The following is a 24,749-nucleotide window of genomic DNA, read 5'->3' as shown; positions in this document are numbered from 1 at the left end:
GGGTATATAACTGCCCGTATACGCAGCGGGTCAGGCACTAATAATATCAGGCGACACCATCATATCAGGAGAGTTGAGTCCATGCAGTACTCGGAAGGACAGGTCGGCAGGGTCTTCACCGTCCGGATCGACGACGGGGAGGACTTTCTTCGGGAGATCCAGCGGTTCGTCACGGCGATGAACATCAGGTGCGGCACGATCCAGTTCCTCGGCGCCGTCCGGTCGGCAACGATCGTGACGGGGCCGAAAGAGCCGGTCATCCCACCGGCACCGCGGGGCGAAGAGATATTCGGGGGCTGGGAACTCCTCGGGTTCGCGACCATCTACCCCGGGGAGGACGGGCCGTCCATCCACCTCCATACGGCGGCAGGGAAGGGGATACGGTCGCTTGCCGGGTGCCTCCGGGAGAAGGCGGAGGTCTACCTGGTGATCGAAGCGATCGTCACGGAGTTCGTCGGCATCACCGCAAAACGGCTCCCCGACGAGAAGACCGGCGTCAACCTCCCGGTCTTCGACCGGACGCTCCCATGACCGGGCAGCCGGAATACCTCCCGATGACGGTCGCGGAGGCGGAACGGCTCGGCATCGACCGGTTCGACATCATCCTCGTCACCGGCGACGCCTACGTCGACCATCCCTCCTTTGGGACAGCGCTCCTTGGCCGGGTTCTCGTCGACGCCGGCTACACGGTCGGCGTCATCGCCCAGCCCGACTGGAAGAGCGGCGACGACCTCCGACGTCTCGGCGAGCCCCGGCTCTTCTTCTCGGTCTCGGCGGGAAACGTCGACTCACTGGTGAACGCCTTCACGCCGAACCTCAAGCGCCGGCACTCGGACGTCTACTCGCCGGGGGGGAGGCTTCTCCGGCCCGACCGGGCGACCCTGGTCTATACCGACCGCATCCACGCCCTCTTCCCGGAGACACCGATCGTCATCGGCGGGATCGAGGCGAGCCTCCGGCGGTTCGCCCACTACGACTACTGGTCAGACGCCGTCCGGCAGTCCATCCTCGCCGACGCCCCCGCCGACCTCCTGGTCTTCGGGATGGGCGAGCGCCAGGTGGTCGCGATCGCCGACCGCCTCGCGGCCGGAGAGACCGCAAGAGCCCTCACCGAGGTCCCCGGCACCGCCTACCGCGTCGAGAAGAAGGTCTGGCGGGGGATGGATCAGTCCGGCTACGTCGTCCTCCCCGGCTACCCAGAGGTGAAAGATGACCGGTATGCTTACGCAAAGGCGTTCGCGATGCACTACGCCGAGCAGGATCCTCTCCGGGGCAGGCCCGTGGCCCAGCCGCACCCAAAGACCGTCGTCGTCCAGAACCCGCCGGCGATGCCGCTCTCGGGCGACGAACTCGACCGGGTCTACGAACTCCCCTACACGCGGAGAGCCCACCCCTCCTACACCGAACCCATACCCGCCCTCGAACCCGTCAGGTTCTCGGTCGTCACCCACCGGGGGTGTTTCGGCGCCTGCTCGTTCTGCGCCCTCACCCACCACCAGGGCCGGATCATCCAGAGCCGGAGCGCGGACTCGATCGTCCGCGAGGTGGAGCGGATGGCAAAGATGCCGGAGTTCACCGGGGTCGTCCAGGACGTCGGGGGGCCGACTGCGAACATGTACGGCATCCACTGCAGCCGGTGGGAGACCGCCGGCACCTGCCCCGACCGCCGCTGCATCGACTGCCCCGCACTCGACCGGAGCCACGAGGAGCAGGTCAGCCTGCTCCGGCGCATCCGGGAGATACCGGGGGTCAAACGGGTCTTCATCGCATCGGGCATCCGCTACGACTTAATCAGTCCGGATGACCGGGAGTACCTCTCGGAGGTCTCTACCCACCACGTCTCCGGGCACCTCAAGGTCGCACCCGAACACGTCTCGAAACGGGTCCTCGCCTCTATGGGAAAGCCCTCACGAGAGGCCTTTGACGCCTTCCGCGAACGGTTCGAGGCCCTCCAGGAAGGAAAGAAGAAGCGGCAGTATCTCGTTCCCTACCTGATGTCCGGCCATCCCGGCTGCCGGATCGCCGATATGGTCGAACTCGCCGAGTATCTCCGGGACACCGGCCTCTACACCGAGCAGGTTCAGGACTTCACGCCGACTCCGATGAGCATCTCGACGACCATCTACCACACCGGGCTCGACCCCTTCACCCTCGAGGAGGTCTACGTCCCGAAAGGCCGGGAGAAGAGGGTTCAGCGGGCGCTCATGCACTACCGCGACCCGGAGAACTACGGGCTCGTCTGCGAAGGGCTCCGCGCCGCCGGGAGGGAAGACCTCATCGGGAGCGCGTGGGGATGCCTCGTCCCGGCAAGACGGAAGAAAAAACGGTAAGGGTATCAGCGCAGGGCCGAACTGACGGCGAACCCGGCGGCGATCGCGAGCGCCCGGCTCGGGATTCGGGGGATCACCAGGGTCGTCACCGCGAGCGTGACCGCGAAGTTGGCTGCCGTCCCGGGGGTGAAGACGTCGCTCGCCACCCGCATCGTGCAGGAGCGCCATTCGTGATGGGGCGACGAGGGGAGCGCTACCCGCTCTGCAAGATCGCTTGCCGTCCGCATGGCCGTCGAACGCCATGATTCCGTCTGCGGTACACTCTTTCTGCAGGGCATGATAATCGGTGATGGGTTCTGAGAGTTACTTATTCTTATGGTCGGCGAACTCCTCCCGGATCCGGCGCATATGGTTCCGGTGGCAGGAGGGGCAGAGGGCTGCCAGGTTCCCGAGCGTACGGGGCCCGCCGCAGATCGCCGGCCGCCAGAGATCGAAGTGCGTCGATCCGGCGTCGAGCGAGACGCTGCACCCGGCGCAAAGATTCTTCTGCCGCTCGAGGATGGCCTGGACGGCCTCGTGCGTGAGATACGCATCCCCGATAGGCGCATCGTCGGGGTACACCGCGGCATGAGTCCCGCGATCGGATGTCACGCGGAGAAATTATTTTTCCAGATGATATACTTTGCGATTCTGCGTCGGACTACAGCACAAGAAAGAAGAAAAACCTGCACCGGCGGCAGGGTGCAGACGAATTCCCCGCCCGGAACTCAGGGGGAAGATGCAACCCGTTCGACGGTCTCGTTCACGAAACCCATCCCCGACTCCGCCAGGTTCATCAGGCGTTCGAGATACCCGATCCCCGTTTCGAGCCACCCGAGGACGTCGCGGGCGAACGAGAGCAGGTCGGCACCGGTCTGCGCGAGCTCCCCGACAACCTCCCGGATCGATTCGAGCGTCTCGAGCACGCTTCCCGGTGCGTCGGCGTCGGGCGGCGTGGCGGCGGCAGCAGCTAAAACGGCAAAGATGAGCAGGATGGTAGCGATCATCCTCATGTTGCCACCTCACCGGCCGGAACGTCGATGAAGCGGATGATAGACAATCCGTTCCGCATAACGATCGTTACGGCATCGATCGCTATTAAGCCGTCCGCTCCGTAGTTCCCAAAAAACTGCCGCAGGCGTCCCGTGACCAAAGAGAAAAGACCAATTACCCAAAACGGAAGATATTCCGGTATGCAATACGAGATCACCGGAGACAACCTCCAGATGGTGAAACTCCGCCTCGCCCCCGGCGAGAAAGCCTGCGCCGAGGCCGGCGCCATGGTCAACATGAGCGGGAATATGCAGATGACCACCAACATGAAGGGCGGGCTCTTCAAAGGGCTCAAGCGGATGATGACCGGCGAAGGGCTCTTCATGACCGAGTTCACCCCACAGGGGGGAGAGGGGTTCGTCTCGTTCGCCGGGAACGTCCCGGGAAAGATCTTCACCCTCGACCTGAACGGGAACGAGTTCATCGCCCAGAAAGACGCGTTCCTCTGCTCCGAACAGGGCATCGACCTCGACATCGCGTTCACGAAGAAACTCCGGTCGGGCGTGTTCGGCGGCGAGGGGTTCATCCTCCAGAGGCTCTCCGGCAGCGGGAAGGCGTTCCTTCACTGCTGCGGCGACATCATGGAGATGACGCTTGCGCCGGGCGAGGTGGTCAAGGTCGAGACGGGCCTCGTCGTCGGGTTCGAGAGCACCGTCGATTACAGCATCCAGGTTGCCGGCGGCGTGAAGACCGTCTTCTTCGGCGGCGAAGGACTCTTCCTGACGACGCTGACCGGGCCGGGCAAGGTCGTCATGCAGTCGATGGATATCGCGAAACTCGCGAGTTCCCTGATCCCCTACCTCCCAATCCAGAACTCGTCGGGATAGTTGAACACCATCCCACCCTTATGGACGGGGCCTTCTCACCCATCATCCGCAAGCCCGCAGAGGTAACCTGATAGTCCTCGAAGACCTAAGATCAGGGTATGACCTCCCCGACGGCGGACATCGTCATGGTGGTGCACGGCCCCGAGGCCTTCGATGCCGGCGACGTCGGGCGGCTGATCGATCTGCTCTCGCCCCGGCGGGTGCTGGTCGCGGGGGTGATGGCCCGGACGGCCGCCGAGGAGTCGGGGCTCCCGGTCGTCTGCACGGACGAGCGGCCGAGCGTGGTGCTCGGGGGCATCTCGGAGCGTGCATGCCTGGTCAACCGGGGAAAGACCCCGGAGTCCGGGCGGATATTCGGCGAACTTGTCGCCGGCAGGCTCCCGGGGCTCGTCCACGTCGAGACCTCGAGCGGCACCGTCTACTGCTGGAACCGCGGGGACAGCACGCTCGCTGAGGAGATCGCACGGCTGACGGGTTACGCCCTCGTCTCTATAGAGAGCGACGCCGCCCGGCGGGAAGGCGTGCGGGAGGTTCGTGGGTGCCTGCCCGGGGAGGCGGTCTTCGTGAACGGGTTTGTCATCGGAATCGCGACGGCGGAGACGGTCGTCCTCGCGAGCGAGAACGGGACGCTCCGGGCAGTCTCGGGGCTCGATCCGAAACCGCACGGGTTTGAGAAACTCCTCCGCGCGGGTCTTCCCGATATCCGGAAAGCCTGGTGCAAGAGCGGGCCGGTGCGGAAGGTTTCGCCCCGGCAGGGCAAGCGCGCCCGCCGCGGGGGCCGGGTCGCGGTCATAGACCACTGCGGCCATACCCTCTACCGCGAGATCGGGGAGGATATCTCCGGCGTCCTTGCCGTCGGCGACGATACCACGGCCGTCTGCGGGCACATCTGCTCGCACTCCGGCATCCCGGTCTTCGGCGTGGTCGACGGGGACGCCGACGCCATCGTGACACCCGGGTACGCGCCCGGGTCGGTAGTGGTCGAGGTTCTGGACGGCCGCGACGACGACGTCGGGCGGGAACTTGCGGCCGTCCGGGATCTCGAGACCGCTTCATGGGAGGAGTGGGTCGAGGAGACGCTCCGCGTCCTCGCAGGGAGAGTGCGGGTCGTCCTCGACCTTCGTGGAGGATGAGCATGCGATGCGCCGAGTGTAAGGGAAGGGGGTTCTGCGGGCTCGAACGCTGCCCTATCATGAGCAGGTTCTATGCGCAACTCCCGGTCCGGCAGAGCGACCATTACCAGGGAGCAGCGCCGTCGGTCTTTGTGGGGAGTTACGGCTACCCGAAGGTCGCGGGCGGCCCGCTGATGATCGACGACGCCGACCATCCGCCGGACTGGGTGGCGCAGGGGCTCGGGATCGAGGACATCGTGGGGCTCCGGGCCCGGACGATCCGCGGTGCCGGCGAGGCGAAGAATCTCTCCGGGAACATCCAGGAGATCGCGCTCTCGAGCCTGCCGCTCGACGTGGAAGTCCGGTTCACGAAACCCGTCGCCTTCGACCTCCGGTTCGACGGGACGATCGCCCCGGTCGGGCTCACCGGCGCCATCAAAAAGATGGACGTCCTCGGGAACGCCCGGGTTGACCGGGCGGTCGACCGGGCGACGTCGGACACCGATCTCTCCGCGACCGACGCCTGCGAGATCCTCAACGCCTCGGGCACCGACGTCTACCGGATCACCCAGCTCCTCACCGCCGGGCTTCTCGGGAGCGAGAAGAAGCGGCGGGTCGTCCCCACCCGGTGGGCGATCACGGCGGTCGACGACACCGTCTCAAAGCAACTGAAGAAGAAGATCGTCCGCTACCCTCCGCTCTCCGGGATAGAGGTCTTCTCCGGCGGACTCTACGGCAACCAGATCGTCTGCCTCCTCGTCCCCGGGGACTGGAAGTTCGAGATGATCGAGGTCTGGGGAAAACAGTCGCTCTGGGGCGGCGGGAACGAGACGATCGCCGTGGACGGCGAAGGGCTCACCAAGTCCGGCTACTCCCCGATCGCGGGGGCGTACTACTCGGCGCGCCTCGCGGTCGCGGAGTATCTGGAGAGCGTGCGCCGCTCGGCACGGGTGCTCGTCCTTCGAAACGTCACCGGCGAGTACTGGGCGCCGCTCGGCACCTGGGTCGTGCGGGAGGCGACGCGGAACGCCATGCAGGGCGAGAAGACCCCGTGCGCCGATCTTCGCCAGGCAATCGACGTTGCCTCCCGGCGGATCGGGTTCACCCACTGGCAGCCCCACAGCAGGCTCATCCCGGAACTCACGACGCAGAAGACGTTGTTTGAGTTTTAGGGCCTTCTGAAGCCTTAATCTAGTCACCCCTTCCTGGAGGTGGGGGTGCAGAACTCCGCTTGCCCCCGGGATCGGTCTTTTCTCAGCATGTCCCTTGCAGTGGACCGTGGGGATATCGCCATGGGGGGAGGGACAGACGGGGAGTGCGATGCTCCGAAGGAGCAGAGCTCGACCACCGTCAGGTGGGAAGGGGGTCTCCCCCTCCCCTGTCTCCAACTCGCCAGGATCGCAGATATCATCGACCCCACCCCGCCCGCACTTCGCGCTCCTCCTCCGCACCTTCGGTGCTCATGCTCCTGCCGTTCCGGCAGTCGCACTCTACGACCCGTCGCACCCCTCCCCAGGGGCGGGGGCAGTCATGGCGATAAGCGATGGTTCGGAGAACGACTGTCCTTAGGACAGGAGTTCGAGAAGGCCGGAGGTCTTCGAGAACCGGAGCTAGAGCACCGAAGGTGCGAAGCCGGTGGAAAGCCGTGCCCCGGAGTGCCTCAGGACTGCGACCATCTGGAATAAACAGGAGAGGGTGCAGCAAAAGCGATTTTTAAAGAGACCCCAGTCCATTCTTCTGCCGGGCGTAGCGCTCGACGAGCGCTTCAAGGGTCTCGGCCTCGTCGACGCTCTTGTCCTCGCGCACCCTGACGAACCGCGGGAACCGGAGCGCGTAACCGCTCTCGTAGTTCGGGCTCGTCTGGATCTCGGAGTAGCCCACCTCGAAGACCACCTCCGGCTCGAGCGTGACCTCTTTTCCGGAGCGGGCAATCACCTTATCCTTGAAGAGGGCGTAAAGGTCGGCCAGCACCTCGTCCGTGATCCCGGTCGCAACCTTCCCGACCGGGAGGAGCCGCCCCTGATCCTGCACCGCGAGCAGGAACGAGCCGAACGTCCCGGCCCTCCGGCCCTCGCCCCACTCCGCCCCCACGACCACGAGGTCGAGCGTCTCGACGCCGGGTTTGACCTTCACCCAGAGGCGGCCCCGGACGCCGGGAGTGTAGGGCGAGTCGAGAACCTTCACCATCACGCCCTCGTGCCCGAGGTCGAGGGCTTCGGCGTAGATCGCCTCCGCCGCGGCCGCGTCGGTGGCCGGGAACTGCGGAGCGACGTGTGCGCCGAGCACTTCGTCGAGGGCTTTCCGCCGCTCCGCGAGGGGGCGATCCATCAGCGTCTCGCCGTCCAGGTAGAGGATATCGAAGACCATCGGCACGAGCTCGATCTTCTCCATCATCGAGTCCACCTCGTGCTTGCGCCGGAACCGCCGGATCACGTACTGGAACGGCATGGGCTTCCCGTCGCGGACGGCGACCGCTTCCCCGTCCAGAATGACGTCGTGGTCGGTCGCCTCCAGGAGGAGGTTCGCGATGTCGGGGAGGCTCTCCGTGACGTCCTCCAGTCTCCGCGAGTAGATCCGGCAGACATCGCCCACCTTGTGGAACTGGAACCGGCTCCCGTCGTACTTGTACTCGACCGCCACCTCGCCGTGATCCTCAATCTGGGCGGCGATGGTTCCCGCCTGCGCGAGCATCATCTTCACCGGCCGGAACGGCTCGATCGTCACACCGGAGAGCGCGTCGGGGTCGCGCCGGGCAAGGAGGGCGACCTCCCCGAGATCGTTCAGCGCCTGGTGGGCATGCTCGACCAGGCGGACGTCAAGCTCGAACGCCTTCGCGACGGCGTCGCGGACGTTCCCTTCCCCCATCCCGATCCGGAGCTCCTCGAGCATCAGCCGCGCGAGGTATCGCCCCTCGAGCGGCCGGGCGTTCCCGAAGAGGCCCTGCGCCACGCGGAGTTTCTCCCGCTGCGACCGCTGTCCTTCGGCGGCCGCCATCCGCTCGAGTTCCCGGTAGACGTCGAGGAGGTCGAGTTCCTGGATGAAGAACGATGTCTGCTCCTTCCGTGCAAGGAGCCCCTCGACGGCGAGACCCACGTCCCCGGTCGTGTTGATCGCCTCGCGGACGGTCTCCCGCTTCGTCCCGACGACGTAGGCCACGGCGTCGTAGAGAAGGTTCGGGCCCACGCCGAGTTTTTTGGTGCTCCAGTCGGGAAAGACCCTGCCCATGACGAACCGGACGAAGACGGGGAGCTCCTCGTCGTCGAGCCGGGGAAGAACGGCGGCGACCTGCTCGATCATATCGAGGCGCCCGGGGGTCCCTTCAAGGTGCTCGCAGACTTGAGCGAACTCCAGAAACTGCATACCCATAATCTCCTGAAGTATTTCCCGGCGGGGTCAATCAACCCTTCTGTTCTGCCGCGGCCGGTTCGGCACGATTGATGTGGAAGCACCGCCCATTTGTATCCATGCACCAGGACGAAGAAATGAAAGAGATGCTCCGCGACCTCGTCTGGCTCAACGCCCTGATAGCAACGGAGCTCATCCAGATAACCGAGAACACCTCCCAGATCCTTCGGAACGCGGCTCCGCCGGAGTCGTGCATCGTGGAGCACGCGGCTCTCCGGAAGACGGCGCTCGAGATCGCCGACCGCTACAAACCCGGAACGATGCTCCGGAAACACGTCGCGGAACACCAGTAAAAAAATGTTTGATCGCCGTCAGGCAGCGGCCGGCACCAGGCCGGCATCCCTGACGACGAGATCCATCATCTGAACCATCTCTTCTGTCAGGTCGATGGCGGTCGTCGTGCCGTTCGCAGCATCGACGGTGCTCGCCGTCTCCCCGGGAGCCCCCATGCCGGGGACGGTGAAACCATAGCCCTCCGGCGGGACGACCTCGACGGTGTAGTTCCCCGGGGTGACGCCGCTGAAGATATAAAGCCCCTCACAGGCGTGGGCGAACGTCTCCGCCGTTGCAACCCGCTCCCCCGCGGCGTCGAGGAGGTGGACGACGACGCCGCTCAGCCCCCACTCGCCGGGGTTCTGGACGCCGTTCGCGTCGGCATCTAAAAAGATCGTGCCCCCGATCGTGCCGACGGTTCTCTCATACACTGCACCCGATCCGGGCTCCGCCGTGACGACGGCGCCTGCGATCGAACCGAATACGAACGCTGATACGATGACTGCTGCAAGAACGCTGATGTATCTCACTCGGTTCACCTCGTCTGCCCGGACGCTCCGGGCGTGTAACCCCGGTGATGCAGTCGCAATGCCTCCCGGCACCGCTTTCTGGTAGCCTGCAGGGTCGGGATTTTTTCCGATCCGTTACCGGCCCCGGGGTTCGGTCTCTGATAGGCATTATATTATATTAATATTTTTATTAATCCGGAAGAGATGCGTCGGGCGTCCCCGGGTTCGGCCGACCAATCCGCGCTGTTATCGCCATGAAAACAGAGAATGCCCGGACCTCCATGACCCGAACCGATGGTGAGCAGGAAGCCGTGCCGGTCAGAAAACCATAGAATGAGCGCGCACCGCCTCTGCCGAACGCCGCTTTACTCCTCCCGATCAATCATCCTCGTCCCTGCCGTCGTCACGCCGGTCGCTCTCTCCCACCTCATCCGCTTTCTCCCGGTCATCGTCTTTAATCTCTTTCCGGTCGTCGTTGTCTCTAACCTCGTCCCAATCGTCACCGATCTTCCACACGGGTTCCCGCTCGCCGGCGGCATCGCCGTCGTCGGCGGTCTCGTTCACCGGAGCCTCCGGGCCGTCGGTCACGGCCGGCCCGCCCGGCTCAGAGTCCTCGCCATCAGCCACATCGTCCCGCTGCTCCTGCTCATCGTCCGTCCCGTTCTCAACTGAGGGCTTAATCTCCGGCTCACCGGGCGAGGGGATCGGGGCGGGGGAGAGGAACAGCCCCGCACCCCTGACGACCGCTTCCCCCCCGCCGACCGTAAACGGGCCGGTCGCCCCGGTCGAGGGGTCGGCGTAGCTGTCCCGGCCGGGACTCGTGAAGACGTAACCTTCCGGCGCAGTGAACGCGACGGAGTATTCCCCGGGCGGGAGCGGGCCGAAGAGATACATGGAGAAGTGACTGTCGTGATACCTGGTTCGGGTCGATCCCGCCACGTTCCCGCCCGCGTCCAGGAGGCGGACCTCGACGTCCGTCAGGCCGTAGGCCTCGTCGTTGATACCGTCCCGGCTATCGTCGCTCCAGACCGTCCCGAGCACCCACCCGTAGGACGCTGCCGGGGTTCCGGGCAGGAGATCTCCGACGAGCCCCGCATCCAGGGTCTGCCTGTCGACCCCGCCTTCGGCGAATATCACGTCCGTGCCGAGAGGTGCGGCATGGTTGTCCAGGCCCGGGACGGTGCAGGAATACCCGTCCGGGAGAATGAACTCAACACCGGCGTAACCGATGGAGGGGATGGCCCCAAACCGGTATGACCCGTCCGGGCCGGTGGTGGTATAGTCCATCATGGTTCGCTGGCCGATCAGCCGCACGCTGATCTCGGGGATACCCGGCTCGCCGGGATCGCGGGCGCCGTCACCGTTCAGGTCGAACCAGACCGTCCCCGAGAGCGATTCGTTTGCCGCGCCGCCGGTCTGGTTATTGCCGTCGTCATTGTCATCATCGTCATCGTCGTCGTTGCCGACCGGCGTCATGGTCGGAGACGGCCCGGCCGTCATGGTCGGTGACGGTGCGCCCGTCACCGTCGGCGCGGCCGTGGGCGTCGTCGTCCAGGTGGGTCCGGGCGAGGAGGGCGCCGTAGGAGCCGCTGTCGGAGACGGTGAGGTGGTTCCCGTCGGAACCGTCATAGCCGGTGACGGGGCGGCAGTCATCGTTTCGGTTGGTACCGGGGGTTTCTGGGAGATTATCGGTGCTTTCGAGGGCTTGGAAGGTGTCGCCGTGGGCACGGGTGTCGGGGTAGCAGTCGGGGTAGCGGTCGGTGTCGGCGTCGGCGTGGGCTCCGGCCCCAGTTTCACCGCCCAGGCATCCATATTCGCCGTCCCTCCGCTCACCGTGGCGTTGAACATCCCTGCGAAGACGAACTCACCCGGTGCGGACTCGATGAGCGATGCGGCCGCATCGTCGGAGTTTATACCGCCGAACGTCCGGCTCCACGCCACCGCCCCGTCGGCGTCGGTCGCGACCAGCCAGGCGTCGGTATCGTCCACCCCGGGGTAAGCCGTCTCCCCGGCGAAGAGGTAGCCGCCGTCCGGAGTCTCGATGACGGCCGCCGCCGTCTCGTTCACGCCGAAGTCGCCGTAGATCCAGTTCCAGACGATATCCCCGTCGGGCGTGAGCTTGATGAGGAGGGCGTCGGTATCGACCGTCGTGTTGTCCGGCCGCTCCGTGAACGTGCCGGCGACGAGCAGGTTGCCCTCAGAGGTGTTGATCACCGCCCGACCGGCATCGTCGTCGGGGCTGCCGAACGTCCTGTTCCAGACCTCGCTACCGGATCCGTCCAGCCGGACCACCCAGACGTCGGCCATGCCCGCTCCCGAGGACCCGGTGCTGCCGGCAACGACGAAGTCCCCACCGGGGATCCGGGTGACGGCGTTCGCGGCATTCTCCCCGGCTCCGCCGAACGTCCGGTTCCAGGTCTCATCACCCACCTCGTTTACCCTGACCGCCCAGGCCGATGATTCATTCCCTTCCCGCGGCGTGATGGAGCCGACGAAGACGTAGCCTCCGTCCTCCGCCTCGATAACCGCGGCGGCCGTGGCGTTGACGTCAGGGCCGCCGTACGTCCGGTTCCAGACCTCGCCGCCGGAGGGGTCTATCTCCACGAGCCAGGCATCGGTGTCCGCCTCTGTCCCGTTCGTGACCAGGGTGAGGTTCCCGGCGAAGAGGAGGTTGCTGCTATTGGTTCTGATGATGGAATGCGCAGCGTCGGCCTCCTCCCCGCCGTATGTTCTGTTCCACTCCTCGCCCCCGTCCGGCGCGAGCCGGATCACCCAGGCGTCCGTCTTCGCACCGAACGACGCCGTCTCCCCGGCAAGGAATAGCCCGGTTCCGCCGGGGTCGGGAACGGCCGCGTAGGCCGCGTCGTATGTGTCAGGTCCTCCATACGTCCGGTTCCAGATAACCGCAGGATCTCCCGTCTGTGCCCCCGCACCCACGACAAGCGCGAGTGCCGAGAGCAGGACGATCCAGAAACAGGTGCCGCGTCGCATCGTCTACCTCTCCTTGTCTCCACCCCGGGAACGGGCCTCTACTCCGTGCCGGGGACGGCCCGATACGAACGAAGGCCGAACCTCCGGCAGAGCCTTCAGGTCTCACGCCGGCGCGGGGTCTGCACTTCAATGGCGCAATTATTATAATAATCTTATTTCAAAACACGGCCCGGATGTTCCCGGGCATTCTCTCCGGGGGCACGACCCCGCTCCACAACCATCAATACGCTTATGAACAAATCCTTGATAGAAGACCCGTATGAAACTCTTGCTTGCGATTGCACCTGAACGGTTCAGGGACGAGGAACTGGAGATCCCGAGACACACCTTCGAAGAGGCGGGAATCGGCGTCGATCTCGCCTCTACTGTCGCCGGCACGTGCACGGGGATGCTGGGATGCACCGTGGAGGCGGCCATGACGTTTGAGGACGCGGATCCCGACGATTATGTCGGGATCGTGATCGTGGGCGGCAGCGGTTCCGAGGAGCATCTCTGGGGAAGCGAACGGCTCCGGGATCTCGTCCGCTCGTTCTTCGAACAGGGCAAGGTCGTCGCCGCCATCTGCCTCGCGCCGGTCGTGCTGGCACGGGCGGGCATCCTCGCCGGGCGTCATGCGACGGTATACAGGAGCCCGGCGGCCGTCGCGGAGATGAAGAAGGCGGGAGCAAACCTCCTTGAGATCCCCGTCGTCGCCGATATGCAGGTCGTGACCGCGAACGGCCCCGAGGCCGCCGCACAGTTCGCCGACACCATCATCACGAAACTGGAATGCTAGACGATACACGCGCCGGCGGCGTGAGACCGGCAGACTGCACCCTGGTGATCCCCGCATACAACGAAGAGCGGCGGATCCGGTCGCTCCTCGAGGACGTCTCGGGTTTCCGAGGCAAACTCGTCTTCGTCTGCGACGGAACCGACGCCACTGCAGAGATCGTCGGTACGTTCGCGGAGGCTCACCCGTCGCTCTCCATCCGGTGCCTGGCGTTTCCGGCCCGGCTCGGGAAAGGGGGAGGCGTCGTCGCCGGGATGGCGGCGGCGGAGACACCCTTCGTCGGCTACATGGACGCGGACGGCTCGACCGCGCTATCCGAGATGGAGCGGCTCTTCGACCGTCTCGCAACCGCCGACGGCGCCATCGGCTCGCGCTGGGTCGAGGGCTCGGTTCTCCCCGTGCGGCAGGGGTTCCGGCGCCGGGTCGAGAGCCGCCTCTTCAACCTCATGGTCAAGGCGTTCTTCGGGCTCGGTTACCGCGACACCCAGTGCGGCGCGAAAGTCTTCCGGAAAGATGCACTCAGAGAGGTTCTCTCCTCAATCCGGTCGACCGGGTTCGAGTTCGACGTCGAACTCCTCTGGCGGCTGCGCCGGAGCGGCTACCGGGTGGAGGAGGTGCCGATCACCTGGGAGAACCGGGACGAGTCGAAGGTGATGACCTCGGACGCGAAGGCGATGCTGCTCGGGATGATCCGCCTCCGGTTCGGGTGAGGGGATCCGGGGGCGCAGGAATGCGACTGCCCTACAGGCAGGCGTTTGAACACCGATAGGTGTGAGGAGAGTGCCAGACTACCGAAAGGATTTCTCTTTTTCTGCGTGAGACCGAACGGTTCTCCCCACCAGAGCGAACCGCCGGGTTTTAAGGCTCTCCGGGCGAACAGATTCTTGCAGGAGCACTGATCAGGGTGTTTGAGAAGACACTATTCGTGGAGGAGATCAATGGGGGCGTGCAGGTCGATGCGCCCTTCGTGGTGGACGCTGCAGAACTCCGGGAGAAGCGGGGCGGCAAGTACATCCAGCTTGCCATCTCCGATAAGACCGGACGGGGAACCTGCAAGGTCTGGGGGACGCCCGAGCTCAGCGTGGAGCAGATCGAGACGTTCTGCCGTGCTATCCGGCCCGGCGAGGTCTACCGGATCCAGGGATACGCGAAGGAGTTCAACGGCACCTGCGAGGTAAACGTGAACGACGGGATCGCGAACCTGGCTGACCCGATCCGGGGAGACCTCCTCGATCCGTCCTGGTTTGTCCATGCCCCCACCGACAACGACGCGGTCCGCCGGGGACTCGGGCGTATGGCCGCCCAGATCGAAGATCCCGGCGTCTTCTCCCTTGTCTCGAGGGTGATGAACGATACGCCCGGGTTCTTCGAGGTGCCCGCGGCCAAACGCCGGCACCACGACTATATGGGAGGCCTTGCGGAGCACACCCTCGAGACCGCGGAAATTGCGGCGAACCTCGCGGGCAGCGTCTGTCGGGCCCAGATGGATACCGACGTCCTCCTCGCCGGAGCACTCCTCCACGACGTCGGCAAAGCATCCTGCTTCTGCCGTCGGGGGTTCTCGTTCGTCGCGCTCCCCGACTACACGCTCGTCGGGCATACGGCGATCGGGGCGGCGGCGCTGATGAAGTACTCCGCCGGGGTCGATCTCGCGCGATTTAGCCACATCCTCCATATCGTGATGTCGCACCACGGCCCCCACGGCGAGGTTCAGCCCCGGACACCCGAGGCCTGGGCGGTTCACTTCGCCGACAACGCGAGCGCCACCCTCCGGAGCGTCTGCGACGACGCGAGCGCTCTTAATCCGGGAGAGGAACGACTGGGAGCACGGACGCGGCAGCCGGTCTACCGGTTCTGAAAGATGCCGTGGGCACGCGGCGGCGTAAACCATATGCTGCTATATCAAAAATAACAATAATCCTTGACCGGATTCAAGAATATCCTATTATTCTTTGAGTATAAGGGCTTTGTGATCCATCCAGGGATCCTTTTGGGGTAAAAATGTTACGACCCCTTCAGGTACGCTTCGGGGTCGCGCTCGAAGAGCTTCTTGCAGCCCGGGGCGCAGAAGTAGTAGGTCTTCCCCTTATACTCGGACGTGAACTTCGCACTCGCCTCGTCGACGTCCATCTTGCATACCGGATCAACTGCCATAGGTATCGACCTCCGACAGGATTCCTCTCTTCACCGGAGGTATATAAGTCTTGAGCAGCAGGGAGAGCGATACGACCGTCACCGACGAGAGGGCCATCGCGAGCGCCGCAAGCTCCGGCCGGAAGGTGATGCCGAAGAAGGGGTAGAGCACGCCTGCCGCGAGGGGGATGAGGGCGGAGTTGTAGGCGAACGCCCAGAAGAGGTTCTGCTTGATCCGGCTCATCACCTTCCGGGAGAGTTCGACGGCTGCGACGGCGTCGACGAGATCGTCGCGGATGAGGACGATATCCCCGCTCTCGATGGCGACGTCGGTTCCGCTCCCGATGGCGATCCCGACGTCCGCCTGGGCGAGCGCCGGGGCGTCGTTGATCCCGTCGCCGACGAAGGCCACGACCTCGCCCCGCACCTGGAGGGCCCGGACCTCCTCGGCCTTCTCCTGCGGCAGCACCCCGGCATGGACGTCCGTGATCCCGACCTCGCGGGCGATGGCGTTCGCCGTCCGCTCGTTGTCGCCGGTGATCATCACCACCGAGAGGCCCATCCGTTTCAGTTCCGCGACGGCAACCCGCGTCGTCGGCTTGAGGGTATCGGCGATGGCGATGATGCCTGCGAGGTCGCCGCCTATGGCGACGAAGACCGCGGTCTTCCCCACGTCCTGAAACGCGGCCACCCGCATCCCGGCCTTCGGCGGGACGGCGATGCCGCGCTCCATGAGGAACGGCTGGTTCCCGATAAGGACCTCCTTCCCCTCCACGACGGCGCTGACCCCCCGGCCGCCGAAGGTCGTGAACCGCTCCGATGCCGGGACGCTGACCCCGGCACTCTCCGCCCGCCGGACGACCGCCTCCGCGAGCGGGTGCTGCGAGTTCTTCTCGACCGCCGCGGCGACCGCCAGCAGCCGGTCTTCCGGAACCCCGAACGCGACGATATCGGTGACGTCGGGTTTCCCCCGCGTGAGCGTCCCGGTCTTGTCGAAGACGACCGCGGTCAGCTTCTCCGAGACCTCGAGCGCCTCGCCGTTTCTTATCAGCAGCCCGAGTTCGGCGCCCCGGCCGATCCCGACGGTCACGGCGGTCGGGGTGGCGAGCCCGAGCGCACAGGGGCAGGCGACGACCAGGATGGAGATCAGCACCGTGAGCGCAAAGAGGAGCGAGGAGTTGAGCCCCACGTACCAGACCAGGAAGGCACCGGCCGCGATCGCGAGGACGACCGGGATGAAGTAGGAGACCGCGACATCGGCGATCCGCTCCACCGGGGGCTTCGATCCCTGGGCGTCCCGGACGAGCCTGATGATCTGCGCGAGCACCATATCCTTCCCGATCTTCTCGGCCCTGACCTGAAGCACGCCGTTCACGTTCAGGGTGCCGCCGACGGCCTCGTCGCCCTCTGCTTTATCGACCGGGATGGGTTCGCCGGTGATCATCGACTCGTCCACCGAACTCTCGCCGCCGACGACCGTCCCATCCACCGGCACCTTCTCGCCCGGCCTGACCAGGATGACGTCGCCGACGACGACGGTCTCGACCGGAACCTCGACCTCCCGGCCGTCCCGGATCACCGTCGCGGTCTTCGGGCGGAGTCCTATCAGTTTCTTGATGGCCTCGGACGTCCGCCCCTTCGCCCGGGCTTCGAGGTAGCGCCCGAGGGTCAGGAACGCCGCGAGCATCACCGCGGTCTCGTAGAAGTTGAAGTCCGGGGTGAGGACGATCTGAAACGTCCCGAGGAGGCTTGCGCCGTAGGCGACGCCGATCCCCATCGCGTACATGACGTCCATCGTCAGCGCACGGTTCCGGAGCGCAGCGGCCGCTGCCCGGAAGATGGGGGCGCTGACGTAGAGGAAGACCGGCAGGGTGACGACGAGCATGACGAGGTTCATGGAGACCGGAAGGGCGGCCGCCCCCGGCATCCCGAAGAGCATGTAGAAGAAGAGCGGGATGCTCACCGCGAACCCGACGACAAACCGCCGGAACTTGTCCCGGAGGTCTTCTTCCCGCATCCGGGCCTCGACATCCTCGGGGATCTCTTCTTCGAGCCCGAGATACTGGTAGCCGGCATCCTCGACGGCGGCCCGGATATCCGATGTCGTAACGAGCGCGGGGTTGTAGACGACCCGCGCGTTCTCGTTTGCGAGGTTGACCCGGGCATCGTAGACCCCGTCGATGTCGCCGAGCGAGGCCTCGATCACCTGAGCGCACGAGGCGCAGACCATCCCGCCGATCCGGATGGTGGCCTCGTTCCTCACGACCTCGTAGCCGGCGTCAGTGACCGCCCTCTCAAGGTCGGCGAGGGTTGTCTTCGCCGGGTCGTACTCGACGACGGCGGTCTCGTTTGCGAGGTTGACCCGGGCGTCGTAGACGTCGTCCCGGCCCTGGAGAGCGCGTTCCACGTTGAGCGCACAGGACGCACAGTGCATCCCGGAGATCTTCAGTTCCGCCTTTCTCTTCTCCTCCGGCATGATACTCCCCTCGCTCTGCGCGGATAAAATACCTGCTCTCACCGGCCTGTCTTCGCGCACCCCACCCTGGAAGAGGCCGGATTCTCAATACAACGTATGGCGATTTTTATACACAATATTATTATACTTCTGGACGATTATATCGCCCCATCCTGAGGTGATTGTGATGCAGAGAAGGGATATTCCCGCAGGGGAGAAGCAGTACGATGTCGGGCACCTGGCATCGAGACAGGACATCGACGGCCTGATCGAGGCGCTGCAGAGCGGCGATCCGGCCTCCCGCCGGACGGCCGCCCTCAGCCTCGGGGCACTCGGGGAGTGGCGGGGGGTGGAACACCTCATCCGGGCGCTCACCGACCCGGCACAGGGCGTCCGGGAAGGGGCGGCGAACGCGCTCGTCATGGTCGGGACGCCGGCGGTCGAACCGCTGATCGACGTCCTCGAACGTCGTGATGCTGCGACCGGGTACGGGCTTCCGCGGGAAGCACCCGGGGAAGGGCTGACACAGGTCGATCTCCTCGGCGGGCCCGAAGGTATACCGCCCACGAAGAGGACGCTCCGGCACCGGGGAGGCATCAGGCAGCACGATGCCTTCGGCGGACCCGCGGATATCCGGGAGGCAGGAGGCGGAAGAGCCCGCGACATGGAGGAGGGGCTCGCCCAGCACGACGCCTTCGGCGGCCCGGAGGATATCAGGAGAAGGGGAGCCCGAAGGGCGGTCGAAGGGGAGGAGGAGATCACCCAGCACGATCTTCTCGGCGGTCCCGGAGACGTCGGGACGATGAAAAGCCTCCGTCACCCTGCAATCGCGCAGCACGACCTATTCGGCGGCCCGGGAGATGCAGAGGCGCACGAGGCCCTCTTCCCCGGCGCGAGGAGGGCAGGCGTCGTGACGGAAGGCGCCGTGCCCGGCACGGGAATGCGCAGGGCCTACGCCGCCGTCATCCTCGGCGAGATCGCCGATCCGCGGGCGGAAGGGGCGCTCGGCCGGTCGCTCTCCGACACCGACCCCGCCGTCCGGAGGGCGGCCGAGGACGGGATGGAGCGGTTCCGGCAGAAGCGTGGGATGGGCACACCCGTCCCGCCGACGATCCGGTGACGAGACGGAGGTGAAAGCGTTGGAGCAAGACATGGGGAAGCGGTTCAACATCGATCTGCTGAGAGCGGAGAAGGATGTCGACGGCCTGATCGAGGCGCTCCGCAGCAGCGACGGCCTGACCCGCCAGCGGGCCGCCCTGGCGCTCGGGGACTTCGGCGGTGCCGAGGCGGTCGGGCCGCTCGTCCGGGCGCTCGGCGATCCGCTGACGGCGGTGCGGGAGGCGGCGGCGGACTCGCTCACACTGCTCGGGAGCCCGGCGGTCGGGCCGCTGGTCGAACTCCTCGAGAACCCGGAGGCGTCGGGGAAGTACGGGGAGGAGGAGGAGGGCGTGAGCCCGCCGACCGTGACCGGGCCAGGCGGCCGAACCTGGGAGCTTGATACCGCGAGGGATATCCGGCGGGTCTATGCGACCGCCATCCTCGGCGAGATCGACGATCCTGCCGCGGTGGAACCGCTCGCCCGGGCGCTCGGGGACGAGAACGACGACATCCGGTGCCAGGCCTCGGGAGCGATAGCGAAGTTCGGCGAGAGAGCGACGGAGCCGCTTCGCCGGATGCTTGCCGATCAGAACCCGGACACCCGGATCCTCGCGGCCGGCGTCCTCGGGGACAGCGGGGATTCCTCGGCGGTCGAGCCCCTCATCGGGGCGCTCCGGGACAGCGACGACGATGTCCGGGGCGCGGCGGCGGGCGCCCTCATGCGGATGGGCGATGCCGCGGTCGAGCCCCTCGTCACGGCGACGAAGGATGCCGACCGGAACGTCCGGCTCTACGCAGCGGGTGCGCTCAAGTACATCGGCAACCCACGGGCGATCGACGCCCTCGAGGCTCTTGCCCGGAGCGGGGATCAGGACGAGAGAAGCGTCGCAGAGGACGCGATCGAGAGCATCCGGATGGCCCGTGGGGAGGCCGCTCCGGAGCCGTCGGCGCCGACATCTCGATAATTCATCTTACCTTTTCTGTTTTTGAGATGACCGGAGTGAGGACTCCTGTTTCTGGACGAGGTATAGGGGCCGGTGGGGTTGGATAAAGCAGGTTACGACGATGATAAGTTGTTGTATGGCTGACAGGACGGTCGTGGCTGTGAAAAATTCCGGTACACTGGACTGTGGGAATATCGCCACGGAGGGGGGAACGACTGCCGGAACGGCAGGAGTTCGAGAAACCCGAAGGGTTTCGCTGTGGGGACAACGGGGAGTGCGAGCGCAGCGAGCATGAGAAACTCGAAGAGTTTTGAGGGGGGGATGCTCCCTTCCCACCTGACGGTGGTCGAGCTCCGTTCCTCGAAGCCTGACGGCTTCTCGAACTCCTGTCCGAAACCCTTCGGGTTTCTCAAGCTCCGGCCCTGCGGGCCATCGCATCCTGCGGACAGTCGTTCTCCGGAACGTCGCACTCCCCGTCAGCCCCACCCCCTAATGACGATATCCAGTGGAAAGCCGTGCATGGGGTTGTGACTGGTCCGAATGTTGGAGTTCGAGAAGCAATCAGACCTCCCAGCAGCTCTCCTATAGCACAGTCTCGATAAGATGAATTATTCGCTTATCCCCTTCTCCGGACCCGCACCGACTCCGCGTGGGCGTGGAGCCCCTCCGCGTCGGCGATCGTCTCCACAATGTCGCCGATCGCGTCAAGCCCCTCCCGCGTGATCATCTGGACGGTCGAGCGGCGGCAGAAGTGGTTCACGTCGAGGCCGGAGTAGAGCCGGGCGTAGCCCGCCGTCGGGAGGACGTGGTTCGTCCCCGAGGCGTAGTCGCCGCAGGCCACTGCCGCGTAGGGGCCGACGAAGATCGACCCGGCGCTCCGGATGCGGTTGAGGACGGCGAGCGGATCGGCCACCTGGACAGAGAGGTGCTCGGGGGCGATGCCGTCGACGGTCGCGACCGCTTCGTCGATGTCTGCGGCGACGATGTAGCCGGAGTGCTCGAGGGCTTTTGCGACGATATCGCGGCGCTTCGCCTCCCCGGCCATCCGCTTCACCTCGGCACCGACCGCATCCGCGACGGCCGCGTCGGTGGTCACCAGGACGCAGGCGGCGTTCGGGTCGTGCTCAGCCTGGGCGAGGATATCGGCCGCGACGAAGGTCGGGTTCGCCGTGCCGTCCGCGAGGATCGCGATCTCGCTCGGGCCCGCCGGGAAGTCGATCTCGGCCTCGTCACGGAGCAGCATCTTCGCTGCGGTGACGTAGACGTTCCCCGGGCCGACGATCTTCTCCACCCGCGGGATCGACTCCGTCCCGAGCGCCATCGCCGCGATCGCCTGGGCTCCCCCGACCCGGTAGACCTCGTCGACCCCGGCGATATCGAGCGCGACGAGGGTGATCGGGTTGATCGGCGGCGGGGTGCAGCAGCAGATCTCCGCGACCCCCGCGACCTTCGCCGGGATCGTGCACATCAGCGCCGTCGAGGGGTAGGCCGCCCGCCCGCCGGGGACGTAGGCGCCGATACGGGAGAGCGGAGTCGTCTTGACGCCGAGGGTGATCCCGGGCTCCATCTCCTGCAGCCAGAGGTCGCGTCCGCGCTGCAGTTCGTGGAACCGGCTGATCCGCTCTTCCGCCTCCACGAGGTTCGTGACCAGCTCTGCGTCCACCTCGTCGTAAGCCGCCTCCAGTTCCTCATCGGAGACGGCGATCTCCTCGAGATCGATCTTATCGAACCTCTTCGTCAGGTCGAGCAGGGCGGCGTCGCCCTCCGCCCGCACCCTCCCGATGATCTCAAAGACCGGATCCTTCACCCGGCCGATCTCCGACCGCCGTCCGGCAATCCAGGTCTCGATATCCAGCGCCTGCCACATGAGGAAAAGAATCGGCGGGCGGGAGCGTTAAGGTTTCGACCCCGCTGGCAACCTCCCCCGGAACGGAGCACATTAACTTTCCGAGGAGGGTAATTATATATCCGAGGAGGGCTCTCTAACGCGCTGCTATGAAGACAGATACTACTCTTCTAACGGCAGGCATCGTTGCGATCCTGCTCACATTTGCCGCATGCGCGGGATGCACCGGGACAGCGCCCGACGATAACGCGACGCCCACCGCTCCCGCCGGCGGGGGGAACATACTCAGGATAGCCACCACGACGAGCCTGGAGAACACCGGGCTGCTCGCGGAGCTCGAACGGATCTACGAGGGGGAGACCGGGATGGATCTCCAGTTCATCGCCCAGGGCACCGGGCAGTCGATCGACTCCGGGAGGCGCGGCGACGTCGATCTCGTCCTCGTCCACGCCCCGGACCTCGAGCAGCAGTTCATCGACGATGGCTTCGGGATCAATCCCCGGTGCATCGCCTACAACTACTACATCATCGTCGGGCCGGAGTCCGACCCGGCGGGGATCGCGAACATGACCCCGGTGGAGGCCTTCCGGACGATCTATCTCGCCGGCACGAACGACACGCAGGGTGTCGCCTTCGTCTCCCGCGGCGACAACTCCGGGACGCACGCTCAGGAGAAGGTGCTCTGGGGGGAGGCGGGCTACGACTACGAGGCCGATGTCCTTGACGCCGGGGCCTGGTACGTCGAGGCCGGCAAGGGCATGGGCGACACCCTGATCCTTGCAAACGAGCAGCAGGCATACACCCTCTCCGATGAGGGAACCTACCTCTCGTTCGCAGACAGGCTGGACCTCGTCCCGGTCGTCGCTGAGGGTGCGGAGCTCATGAACCGCTACAGCGCGATCGCCGTCAACCCCGAAGAGCACCCCGGAGTGAACGCAGAGGGAGCCGCGGACTTCATCGACTGGCTCACCACGAACGAGACGAAGCAGATGATCGGCGAGTTCGGGGCCGAGGAGTTCGGCAAACCGCTCTTTACGCCCCTCTACGCACCCGAGTGCAACGAGCCGCCGTTCAACTGCACCTGCGCGGAGCCGGTGACTGCCTGAAACATGGAGTGGTAACAAGGTGATCGGCAGGGTGACAGGGATTCCGGAGGTTGAGGCAGCATGGTGAACGGAAACCCGATCATCGAGGGATTCATCGAGGCTATCGAGCTCATCATCACCCTCGACCCGCAGGTGGTGGAGATCACCATCCGCTCGCTCTACGTCTCCCTCACCGCCACCTTCTTTGCCGCTCTGATCGCCCTGCCGCTCGGGGCGCTGATCTACTTCTACGAGTTCCGGGGCAAGCACGCGGTCGTCTCCACCCTGCAGACGCTGTATGCGCTCCCGACAGTCATCGTGGGCCTGGTCATCTTCCTCTTCCTCTCAAACATCGGCCCCTTCGGGTTCCTTCGCTTTCTCTACACACCCGGCGGCATGATCGTCGCCCAGACCGTCCTCATCATCCCGCTCCTGATGGGGCTGACGGTCTCGGCGCTCTCGGGGATCGACCGGGACAAGCGCTACACGATCACCGCGCTCGGCGCGAGCAGGCTCCAGACGGTCATGACGATCATCGCGGAGGCCCGGTTCGCGGTGATGGCCGGCGTCCTCCTCGGGTTCGGGCGGGCGATCGCCGAGGTCGGGACGGTGATGATCGTCGGCGGCAACATCCGGGGCGCGACCCGCGTCCTCACCACCGCGATCGCGCTCAACACCTCGATGGCGAACTACTCCCTCTCGATCGCGCTCGGGATCATTCTCCTCGGGGTGGCACTCGGGGTGAACATCGCCCTCTCGCTCGTCCAGCAGCGGTGATACCATGACAGTCATCGAGGCTCACAATATCAGAAAATCCTACGGCACCCTTGAAGTCCTGCACGACGTCGACCTCTCGGTCAGCGAAGGCGAGATCCTCGCGCTCATCGGCCCGAGCGGGTCGGGGAAGAGCACGCTTCTGCGGCTCCTCGACCTGATCGAGCCCGCAAACGATGGGCAGCTCTCGGTCTTCGGGATCGACACGGTCGCGGAGCGCGGCAGCTGGCTCGACCTCCGCCGCCGGATGGGGATGCTCTTTCAGCGGCCGATCGTCTTCAACTCATCCGTCTACGACAACGTCGCAATGGGGCTCCGGTACCGGCGTGCTCCCGCCGACGAGATCGACCGGAAGGTGAAGGAGGCCCTCGAAGCCGTCGGGCTCTCCCGCTATATCAAGAGCCGGGCGCTCGATCTCTCCGGCGGCGAGCAGCAGCGGGTGGCCCTCTCACGGGTGCTCGTGACCGATCCCGAGATCCTCTTCCTCGACGAGCCGACGGCGAACCTGGACCCGACATCGACCGCCACCATCGAGGCGATCGTGACCCGCCTGAACCGCGAGGCCAACATGACCGTCCTCATAAGCACCCACGATCTGGCGCAGGGCCAGCGCCTTGCCCACCGGGTCGGGGTGATGATCGAGGGCACGATCGCCCAGACCGGGCCGTCCCGCGAGATCTTCCGCGAGCCAAAAGATCGGCGGATCGCTCGGTTCGTGGGCGTCCAGAACATCCTCCCCGGCCGGGTCGTCGCGCGGAGAGGAGAGTTCACCGTGGTGGAGGCAAGAGGTAAAGAGATCCTCTCGGCGACCCCGCCGCCCGCCGACGAGGTCGAGATGATCGTCCGGGGCGAAGACATCTCCCTGCACCGGAGGGAGCCCATGCACGAGGAGGCGGAGAACAGGTTCCCGACCACGGTCACCGCCATCGAGCCCACGGCACCGTTCGTGAACGTGACGGTGCACTGCGGGTGCGATCTCGTCGCGCTCGTGACCGCGAGGAGGGCGGAGACCCTCGATCTTCACGAGGGGATGGAGGTCTGGGTCTCTCTCCAGGCGAAGGCGGTTCATCTCATCCCGCGGAAAGGGGCCTGAATCCCCATCAAAGCCCTTTCCTCCGGAATCTGATCCGTCCGGGAATGCCAGGTAAATCAATTTGATTAAC

At 65.5% G+C, this 24,749-nt stretch carries 23 protein-coding genes; 14 read left to right on the top strand and 9 right to left on the bottom strand.

What is annotated here, in order from left to right; translation table 11 throughout:
• Positions 1 to 81: 81 nt before the first annotated feature.
• Both MCUHO_RS01025 and MCUHO_RS01020 read left to right on the top strand, forming a co-directional pair.
• Entirely contained in the window at positions 82 to 531 is a 450-nt protein-coding gene (locus MCUHO_RS01025; RefSeq protein WP_067072432.1) for a PPC domain-containing DNA-binding protein, read from the top strand.
• On the top strand, positions 528 to 2,330 hold the full coding sequence (locus tag MCUHO_RS01020) for a YgiQ family radical SAM protein (RefSeq protein ID WP_067072431.1): 1,803 nt from the start codon (positions 528 to 530) through the stop codon (positions 2,328 to 2,330). The genes MCUHO_RS01025 and MCUHO_RS01020 overlap by 4 nt, the downstream gene beginning before the upstream one ends.
• Before the next feature lie 5 nt (positions 2,331 to 2,335).
• On the opposite strand, the gene MCUHO_RS01015 is transcribed toward MCUHO_RS01020, so the two are convergent.
• The 3 genes from MCUHO_RS01015 to MCUHO_RS01005 all read right to left on the bottom strand — a co-directional run bounded on the left by MCUHO_RS01015 (position 2,336) and on the right by MCUHO_RS01005 (position 3,322).
• Positions 2,336 to 2,608 (bottom strand): hypothetical protein, encoded by a 273-nt coding sequence (locus tag MCUHO_RS01015; RefSeq protein ID WP_143706375.1) that lies wholly within the window; start codon positions 2,606 to 2,608, stop codon positions 2,336 to 2,338.
• A 25-nt stretch (positions 2,609 to 2,633) separates the two neighbouring features.
• Entirely contained in the window at positions 2,634 to 2,921 is a 288-nt protein-coding gene (locus tag MCUHO_RS01010) for an HNH endonuclease (RefSeq protein WP_235808108.1), read from the bottom strand.
• A gap of 116 nt (positions 2,922 to 3,037) precedes the next feature.
• Entirely contained in the window at positions 3,038 to 3,322 is a 285-nt protein-coding gene (locus MCUHO_RS01005) for a hypothetical protein (RefSeq protein WP_011844695.1), read from the bottom strand.
• Positions 3,323 to 3,502: 180 nt separating this feature from the next.
• On the opposite strand from MCUHO_RS01005, the gene MCUHO_RS01000 reads away from it, so the two are divergent.
• The 3 genes from MCUHO_RS01000 to MCUHO_RS00990 all read left to right on the top strand — a co-directional run bounded on the left by MCUHO_RS01000 (position 3,503) and on the right by MCUHO_RS00990 (position 6,473).
• Entirely contained in the window at positions 3,503 to 4,189 is a 687-nt protein-coding gene (locus MCUHO_RS01000) for a TIGR00266 family protein (RefSeq protein WP_011844696.1), read from the top strand.
• Between the two features lie 98 nt (positions 4,190 to 4,287).
• Positions 4,288 to 5,322 carry a DUF2117 domain-containing protein gene (locus MCUHO_RS00995; RefSeq protein ID WP_011844697.1) on the top strand — a complete coding sequence of 345 codons (1,035 nt, stop codon included), beginning with the start codon at positions 4,288 to 4,290 and terminating at the stop codon, positions 5,320 to 5,322.
• A gap of 2 nt (positions 5,323 to 5,324) precedes the next feature.
• The gene (locus MCUHO_RS00990; RefSeq protein ID WP_067072484.1) at positions 5,325 to 6,473 is read left to right on the top strand and encodes an Nre family DNA repair protein; all 1,149 of its coding nucleotides are present in this window, start codon (positions 5,325 to 5,327) and stop codon (positions 6,471 to 6,473) included.
• A gap of 541 nt (positions 6,474 to 7,014) precedes the next feature.
• Here MCUHO_RS00990 and MCUHO_RS00985 read toward each other — a convergent pair.
• Positions 7,015 to 8,661 carry an ATP-dependent DNA ligase gene (locus MCUHO_RS00985; protein ID WP_067072430.1) on the bottom strand — a complete coding sequence of 549 codons (1,647 nt, stop codon included), beginning with the start codon at positions 8,659 to 8,661 and terminating at the stop codon, positions 7,015 to 7,017.
• A 122-nt stretch (positions 8,662 to 8,783) separates the two neighbouring features.
• On the opposite strand from MCUHO_RS00985, the gene MCUHO_RS00980 reads away from it, so the two are divergent.
• Positions 8,784 to 8,999, top strand: a complete 216-nt coding sequence (locus MCUHO_RS00980) for a hypothetical protein (RefSeq protein ID WP_084385851.1) — start codon at positions 8,784 to 8,786, stop codon at positions 8,997 to 8,999.
• An 18-nt stretch (positions 9,000 to 9,017) separates the two neighbouring features.
• On the opposite strand, the gene MCUHO_RS00975 is transcribed toward MCUHO_RS00980, so the two are convergent.
• Together MCUHO_RS00975 and MCUHO_RS00970 are read right to left on the bottom strand one after the other, a co-directional pair.
• Positions 9,018 to 9,509 (bottom strand): SdrD B-like domain-containing protein, encoded by a 492-nt coding sequence (locus tag MCUHO_RS00975; protein ID WP_084385849.1) that lies wholly within the window; start codon positions 9,507 to 9,509, stop codon positions 9,018 to 9,020.
• A 357-nt stretch (positions 9,510 to 9,866) separates the two neighbouring features.
• Positions 9,867 to 12,479, bottom strand: coding sequence for an SdrD B-like domain-containing protein (locus MCUHO_RS00970; RefSeq protein ID WP_067072427.1), 2,613 nt, complete (start codon positions 12,477 to 12,479; stop codon positions 9,867 to 9,869).
• Positions 12,480 to 12,738: 259 nt separating this feature from the next.
• On the opposite strand from MCUHO_RS00970, the gene MCUHO_RS00965 reads away from it, so the two are divergent.
• From MCUHO_RS00965 to MCUHO_RS00955, 3 genes are all read left to right on the top strand, one after another.
• Positions 12,739 to 13,254: a DJ-1/PfpI/YhbO family deglycase/protease gene (locus MCUHO_RS00965; protein WP_011844704.1), complete on the top strand. Its 516-nt coding sequence runs from the start codon at positions 12,739 to 12,741 to the stop codon at positions 13,252 to 13,254.
• Positions 13,248 to 13,961: a dolichyl-phosphate beta-glucosyltransferase gene (locus MCUHO_RS00960; protein ID WP_067072425.1), complete on the top strand. Its 714-nt coding sequence runs from the start codon at positions 13,248 to 13,250 to the stop codon at positions 13,959 to 13,961. Before MCUHO_RS00965 ends, MCUHO_RS00960 begins: the two co-directional genes overlap by 7 nt.
• Before the next feature lie 194 nt (positions 13,962 to 14,155).
• Positions 14,156 to 15,109, top strand: coding sequence for an HD domain-containing protein (locus MCUHO_RS00955; protein ID WP_067072423.1), 954 nt, complete (start codon positions 14,156 to 14,158; stop codon positions 15,107 to 15,109).
• A 146-nt stretch (positions 15,110 to 15,255) separates the two neighbouring features.
• Here MCUHO_RS00955 and MCUHO_RS12180 read toward each other — a convergent pair whose 3' ends face one another.
• Positions 15,256 to 15,405, bottom strand: coding sequence for a YHS domain-containing protein (locus MCUHO_RS12180; RefSeq protein ID WP_084385848.1), 150 nt, complete (start codon positions 15,403 to 15,405; stop codon positions 15,256 to 15,258).
• Positions 15,395 to 17,860, bottom strand: coding sequence for a heavy metal translocating P-type ATPase (locus tag MCUHO_RS00950; RefSeq protein ID WP_067072420.1), 2,466 nt, complete (start codon positions 17,858 to 17,860; stop codon positions 15,395 to 15,397). The genes MCUHO_RS12180 and MCUHO_RS00950 overlap by 11 nt, the downstream gene beginning before the upstream one ends.
• Before the next feature lie 166 nt (positions 17,861 to 18,026).
• On the opposite strand from MCUHO_RS00950, the gene MCUHO_RS00945 reads away from it, so the two are divergent.
• The gene (locus tag MCUHO_RS00945; RefSeq protein ID WP_067072418.1) at positions 18,027 to 18,959 is read left to right on the top strand and encodes a HEAT repeat domain-containing protein; all 933 of its coding nucleotides are present in this window, start codon (positions 18,027 to 18,029) and stop codon (positions 18,957 to 18,959) included.
• Positions 18,960 to 18,978: 19 nt separating this feature from the next.
• Positions 18,979 to 19,902: a HEAT repeat domain-containing protein gene (locus tag MCUHO_RS00940; RefSeq protein ID WP_235808107.1), complete on the top strand. Its 924-nt coding sequence runs from the start codon at positions 18,979 to 18,981 to the stop codon at positions 19,900 to 19,902.
• Positions 19,903 to 20,497: 595 nt separating this feature from the next.
• Here MCUHO_RS00940 and hisD read toward each other — a convergent pair.
• On the bottom strand, positions 20,498 to 21,748 hold the full coding sequence (hisD, locus tag MCUHO_RS00935; RefSeq protein ID WP_067072412.1) for a histidinol dehydrogenase: 1,251 nt from the start codon (positions 21,746 to 21,748) through the stop codon (positions 20,498 to 20,500).
• A gap of 128 nt (positions 21,749 to 21,876) precedes the next feature.
• On the opposite strand from hisD, the gene MCUHO_RS00930 reads away from it, so the two are divergent.
• Genes MCUHO_RS00930 through MCUHO_RS00920 form a run of 3 tightly spaced genes read left to right on the top strand, consistent with a single transcriptional unit; the run spans position 21,877 to position 24,679 of the window.
• Positions 21,877 to 22,833 carry a substrate-binding domain-containing protein gene (locus MCUHO_RS00930; protein ID WP_067072411.1) on the top strand — a complete coding sequence of 319 codons (957 nt, stop codon included), beginning with the start codon at positions 21,877 to 21,879 and terminating at the stop codon, positions 22,831 to 22,833.
• 60 nt (positions 22,834 to 22,893) lie between these two features.
• Positions 22,894 to 23,589 carry an ABC transporter permease gene (locus tag MCUHO_RS00925; RefSeq protein ID WP_067072410.1) on the top strand — a complete coding sequence of 232 codons (696 nt, stop codon included), beginning with the start codon at positions 22,894 to 22,896 and terminating at the stop codon, positions 23,587 to 23,589.
• A 4-nt stretch (positions 23,590 to 23,593) separates the two neighbouring features.
• Positions 23,594 to 24,679, top strand: coding sequence for an ABC transporter ATP-binding protein (locus MCUHO_RS00920; protein WP_067072409.1), 1,086 nt, complete (start codon positions 23,594 to 23,596; stop codon positions 24,677 to 24,679).
• Positions 24,680 to 24,749 lie beyond the last annotated feature (70 nt).

Origin of the sequence: Methanoculleus horonobensis, assembly GCF_001602375.1 — an archaeon.
Lineage (GTDB): Archaea > Halobacteriota > Methanomicrobia > Methanomicrobiales > Methanoculleaceae > Methanoculleus > Methanoculleus horonobensis.
This window is presented reverse-complemented; position numbering and strand designations above follow the sequence as displayed.